The 5,763-nt window shown below is 36.4% G+C and carries 7 protein-coding genes; 4 read left to right on the top strand and 3 right to left on the bottom strand.

Translation table 11 applies throughout. From position 1 onward, the window contains the following. Positions 1 to 728: lyase family protein (locus R3333_RS11995; RefSeq protein WP_318959017.1), on the top strand; the 728-nt coding region annotated here is incomplete at its 5' end. Positions 729 to 758: 30 nt separating this feature from the next. Then, a complete protein-coding gene (locus R3333_RS11990) occupies positions 759 to 2,309 on the top strand; it encodes a hypothetical protein (protein ID WP_318959016.1) in 1,551 nt (516 codons plus the stop codon). Here the strand turns inward: R3333_RS11990 and R3333_RS11985 are convergent. Both R3333_RS11985 and R3333_RS11980 read right to left on the bottom strand, forming a co-directional pair. Further along, on the bottom strand, positions 2,295 to 2,531 hold the full coding sequence (locus R3333_RS11985; RefSeq protein ID WP_318959015.1) for a hypothetical protein: 237 nt from the start codon (positions 2,529 to 2,531) through the stop codon (positions 2,295 to 2,297). The two genes, R3333_RS11990 and R3333_RS11985, sit on opposite strands and share 15 nt — an antisense overlap. Positions 2,532 to 2,534: 3 nt before the next feature. Continuing rightward, the gene (locus tag R3333_RS11980; protein WP_318959014.1) at positions 2,535 to 3,083 is read right to left on the bottom strand and encodes an RNA polymerase sigma factor; all 549 of its coding nucleotides are present in this window, start codon (positions 3,081 to 3,083) and stop codon (positions 2,535 to 2,537) included. A 147-nt stretch (positions 3,084 to 3,230) separates the two neighbouring features. On the opposite strand from R3333_RS11980, the gene R3333_RS11975 reads away from it, so the two are divergent. Then, positions 3,231 to 3,992, top strand: a complete 762-nt coding sequence (locus R3333_RS11975; RefSeq protein WP_318959013.1) for a hypothetical protein — start codon at positions 3,231 to 3,233, stop codon at positions 3,990 to 3,992. Next, positions 3,993 to 5,153: a 3-deoxy-D-manno-octulosonic acid transferase gene (locus R3333_RS11970; RefSeq protein ID WP_318959012.1), complete on the top strand. Its 1,161-nt coding sequence runs from the start codon at positions 3,993 to 3,995 to the stop codon at positions 5,151 to 5,153. Positions 5,154 to 5,191: 38 nt separating this feature from the next. On the opposite strand, the gene R3333_RS11965 is transcribed toward R3333_RS11970, so the two are convergent. Beyond that, on the bottom strand, positions 5,192 to 5,763 hold a 572-nt coding region (locus R3333_RS11965), incomplete at its 5' end, for a zinc metallopeptidase (protein WP_318959011.1).

Below are 5,763 nucleotides of genomic sequence, written 5' to 3'. Positions count from 1 at the left end.
CAGGTAACTTAAATGCTCATCACGTTGCTTTCCCTGGTGGAAATTGGATAGAATTCGCCAACAATTTTGTAAACAACACTTTAGGATTATCTAGATCTCAAACCACAACACAAATTGAGCACTACGATAACTTAGCTGCGTTATTTGACGCAATGAAGCGTATCAATACAATTATTGTTGATTTAAATAGAGACATGTGGACGTATATCTCTATGGAATACTTCAAGCAAAAATTAAAAGAAGGAGAGATTGGTTCTTCTGCTATGCCACACAAAGTTAACCCTATCGACTTCGAAAACTCTGAAGGAAACTTAGGTATGGCTAATGCAATATTTGAGCACCTTTCAGCTAAACTTCCTATTTCAAGGTTACAGCGTGACTTGACAGATTCTACAGTTCTTAGAAATGTAGGAGTTCCTATTGGACATGCCTTAATTGGATTTAAATCTACAATGGTTGGATTAGAGAAGCTATTGTTAAACCCAGCAGCTTTAGCTAAAGACTTAGAGAACAACTGGGCGGTAGTAGCAGAGGCTATTCAAACTGTTTTAAGAAGAGAAGGATACGAGAAACCATACGAAGCTTTAAAAGGTTTGACACGTAAAAATGAAGCAGTAACGAAAGAAACGGTACACAATTTCATTGAAACTTTAAACGTTAGTGACGTTATTAAAGCTGAATTAAAAGAAATTACTCCAAGCAACTATACAGGTGTACAATTAGTGTAAATAGTTGCTGGTTTTTTGTATTTTAAAACCATGAAATTATTTATCACCCTTATCGCTGCATGTATCACGTTTTTTGGAATTAGTCAAGATTTCAAAATTGGTCAAGATGTTAAAAACATTGGAGCTATTAAAGAAGTTCAAATTCTTGGTCCAAATGAATACATTGCTACATCGATAAAACAGCGTATAGGGAGAAACAAGATAGTACTTGAACATTTTGTAAACAACCAGAAGGTGAAGGAGATAGAAACTCCTTACCGTGTGAACAGAAGTTTAGGAAAATTTGAAGATTTCATCTTGGTCGATGGTAAAGGCTTTGCTTTTATCAGCGACCAAGTTGGAAAATCTCGCAACCTTTACATTGAAAGCTTAGACCTAGAAGACGGTGATTTCGGCAAAGCTGAATTCATCATGGAAGACCCCCTACCTCGCAACAGACAATTACCTTCTGCATTTCAATTTAAAATTTCTTCGAATAAAAAATATGTAGGAATTATGGTTGACATCTCTTTAAAAGGAGATACCATAAGCACCTACCAATTTGTTGTAATTGACAGCGATAAAAACACCATCAATAGAGGTCGTTTTAATTTAAAATCACCAAAAGACGGCAACATAGATTTTAATTTTTGGGTAACAAAAACTGGTAAAATCGTTGCTTACCACAAAGAGTGTATCCAAGAAAATGTAGGTTTGTTTAAGAACAAATTCATACTAGTTAGAAGTCACCTTTACCGCTTAGATAACAAAGAGGTATACCACAGTGTTTTGAATAACACAAAAGATGATGTTGCCTATGAAGTAGAAATTGAGGAAGGTAAGGATTCATCTCTTTATGTTCACGGCTTTTATCAACACCAAAGTCACGATCAAATCAGCAACAAAATTCATGGAGCTATCTTTAAAAAATTCTCCCCACGTTTGGACCTGGAAATAGAAACCTACGAAGAGTTTCCTACTGAAATATTATTAATGGGACTTACCGAAGAGGAGGTACGTAAACAACGTGAAAATTTATCGATGTCTGATTATTTCTTAAGAAATTCATTTATAGACACCTTGCACAACTGTATTATCGGAGTAGCAGAACAATACTACAAACTCGAAGAAAGCTATCCAGATTCTCGTGGATATTTAAGAACAGAAACCCGTTATTACTACAACGATATATTAAGCTACAGATTCAACCTAGACGGAAGATTTGAATGGATAAACAAAGCTCCAAAAATTCAGGTTACAGCAAACGACAAAGGCTATTACTCTAGTTTCTTTTCTTACTTAAACGACAACCAAGATTTAGTGGTTATCTACAATGATGATTTGGCAAACTATTTAGAAGATGGTGATTACATTGATCCTTCAAAACAAAGAGAAAGTTTTCGTAGAAGGTCGGGTTACACAACAACAAAACTAACGCTTGACAATAGTACCGGAGAAAAGGAATATGAAAAATTCATCACCAAATTTCAAAGGAAGTCTTCTTTAGTGCCTCGACTAGGATATTCAAATGCAGATGGAAGTGTAAGAATAATACTCATTGAAGCGCAGCACACCTACAAGTTTGTATCAATCTTGGATTAAGCGCGCTTTCATACGCCCTTTTTCCTCTTCCGTACACTTACTTTTTGTACTTGAAGTTTGTGCTTTTAATGTTTCTTCGATTTTTTCAGAACAAGCCGTATAATCCCTGCAACACTTACACATCATTAAATGCAATCTAATACGTGCTTTTCTTAAAAGACCAACCCCTTTAGATAATTGCTCCTCATGCAATACTTGTATTTCTTCACAATTCTTACTCATCTCTTAAAACCATTTAGCCCCCAAACAATCTCTTAAGGCTGTCTTTGCCCTGTGTACGATTACCCAGAGATTGGACGCAGTTATATCAAACTCCTTACTGATCTCTTCTCCTTTTTTATTTTCGAAATATTTGGCCGTAATAATACCTTGCCATTGTTCTGGAAGTTTAGAGATACAATCTTCGAGCATCATTCGTTCTTCATCATATATTAAAGACGATTCTCCATCATTTTCACTCACCTCACCTGCATCTAACATCCAATCTTGTGAACCTTCATCTTTGTTACCATAATGAGAAATTGGTTTGGTTTTACGCGATTGCTGCTGTCTCCAATAATCAATAATCTTTCGATTTAAAATACTTACAAGCCACGTTTTTGGAGAGCTTTTCCCTTGAAATGTATGTAGATTCTTGAGCGCAGACACATAGGTGTCTTGCAAAAAATCCAAGGCCAAATCCCTGTCTTTTATTTTTGACAAAGCAAAATTCAATAAGTAATCACTGTATTGATCTACCCATTCTTTAAGAATCTCAGCGTTGGATTTTTCCATAAAACGAAGATAGTAGAAATTTCTATGTGGTGTTGAGCAAAAAAGTCATTCAAAATACACCTTGCTAAAAGAGGTGGACATGTTCATTTTTGGAATTGTTTAACAATAAAACTTACGATGCTACGTAATCTTCTTTAAATTTGTGTCATGATTAGATTTGTACTCCTCATAAGCTTATTGTTATTAGTAAGTAATGTTCAAGCACAACGAAATGTAAAAGACACCGTTATCGGCACCCCTTATGTTGGTATACAATATACAGGTGCGTTTCCACAAGCCGATTTGGCAGAACGTTTTGGTTTTTTCAACCAAATAGGAACTTTTGCAGGTTACAAAACCTCAAAAAACTGGATCTATGGATTTGATGGAAATTACTATTTCGGAGGAATAATAAAAGACAGATCTCTACTTTCTAATTTTGTAGATCCCAACGGAATTATTTCTGAAGCGGAAGCAGGTAACAGCGGAACCGTCTTACTTTTCATGAGAGGTTTCAATGCTAACTTCAGTATCGGTAAAATTTTCCCTGTGCTCTCTCCCAACCCTAACTCAGGGTTAATGGTACAATTAGGAGCTGGTTATTTACTCCACAAATACAGAATTGAAACCAACGACGATTTCATTCCTCAATTTGAGAACGACTACAGAAAGGGATATGACCGTTTAACCATAGGTGTAAATACTTCACAATTTGTAGGATACAGTTTTATGGCCAATACAGGAGTGTATAATTTTTACGCTGGTCTGTATTTTCAACAAGGGTTTACAAGAAACCAAAGAGATTTAAACTGGGATCAACCTGATGTACCGGTTTCAAAAGACCTTAGGTTTGATCATCAAATAGGGTTAAGAGCAGGGTGGTTAATTCCTATATATAAACGACAACCGAAAGATTTTTACCTGAACTAAATGCTGTTTTACGCTATTGGAATAAGGGCATATGCCTTCATTGTGCGCATTGCGTCATTGTTTAACCCTAAAGCAAAACAGTGGGTAAAGGGGCGAAAAAATTGGCGTAGATCACTTCCTACAACAGATGGGGATGTGGTTTGGTTTCATGCAGCATCACTTGGCGAATTTGAACAAGGTAGGCCCATCATTGAAGATTACAAAAAAGAGCATCCCGAAGACTTTATTTTGCTAACCTTCTTTAGTCCGAGCGGCTATGAAATAAGAAAAAATTACTCAGGAGCAGATTACATCTGTTACCTTCCTCTAGATACTAAAAAGAACGCAAAAGACTTTATCCAGCACTTTCAACCCAAAGCTGTATTTTTTATCAAATATGAATTTTGGTTGAATTATATTTTTGAAGCTAAAAAACAGGGAAGCAAATTGTATGTAATCTCGGCATTATTTAGAGAGCAACAAAGCTTTTTTAAATGGTATGGCGGAAATTTCAGAAGAGCTCTAAAACAGTTTGACCATTTTTTTGTCCAAAATATAAAGAGTGCCCAATTATTAGAAAGTATCAGCATCAATAACTACAAGATTACGGGTGACACGCGTTACGACCGCGTAATGGAAAATGCGAAAAAAGTAGCTTCATTACCCGTAATAGAAAACTGGCTAAACGGAGAAAAAGCCCTGATTATCGGAAGCTCATGGAAGGCGGACGAGGAGATTCTCGCTCCGTATTTAAACACGACTTATAGAGGTAAAATTATCCTAGCTTCTCATGAAGTGGGTGAGGAAAGAACACTTGAGATACTAAAAACTTTCTCTTTAAAAGCAGAACGATATACCAAAATTGAGCAATCTATATCTTCAGAAACTCAATTATTGATTATTGACTGCATAGGTATTTTGGCAAATGTTTATCAATACGGAAAGATGGCTTATGTTGGTGGTGCATTTGGTACGGGGCTACACAATATTTTAGAACCAAGTGCCTTTGGATTACCTGTAGTTTTTGGACCTATCCATGATAAGTTTCCGGAGGCAACGATACACATAAACGAAGGAATTGCTTTTTCAGTAGGAACCGCCCAAGAGTTGCAAACCACCTTTACTGCTATTGAAAGCAACTTAGAGGCATTAAAAAACTCCTGCCTTTCATTTATGCAATAATGTACAGGAGCTAGATATGTAATTCGAAAATTTATTGCTTAGTCATTTCTTCTTCCGAGAAGAATTGAAACATAATACAACAAGGTTACAATCGCTCCTATGGCAGCGACGACATAAGTCATAGCGGCCCATTTTAAAGCATCCTTAGACCTATCATATTCGGCCTGTGTTGAAACACCTGTTGATTTAAGCCATTGCAAGGCTCTTTTAGAGGCATCAAACTCTACCGGCAAGGTTACCACCGCAAATAGTGCAAAAATTCCATAGGTAATGATGAGTACCCATAAAATTAAATCCAATGGAAAAGCATTGAAGAACACCGCTCCACCAAAGATGGAAGCAAGCATTATGATATTTAAAATTTTACCACTGGCATTCTGTATCGGAACTAACCTTGATCTCAATTCTAGCGGTTTATAAGCTTGGGCATGTTGTAAAACGTGTCCGCATTCATGGGCAGCAACCGCCGCTGCGGCAGCATTTGCTCCGTAGTAAACATCTTTGGATAAATTAACCGTTTTTTTGAGTGGATTATAATGATCACTCAACTGACCAGGTACACAAACTATATCTACATCATAAATATTATTGTCTTGCAACATAGCCTCTG

The sequence above is a fragment of the Lishizhenia sp. genome, assembly GCF_033720595.1.
In the GTDB taxonomy this organism is placed as follows: Bacteria; Bacteroidota; Bacteroidia; order Flavobacteriales_D; family Crocinitomicaceae; genus Lishizhenia.
The sequence above is the reverse complement of the archived record's forward strand: the minus strand, read 5'-3'. Positions and strand labels throughout refer to the sequence as shown.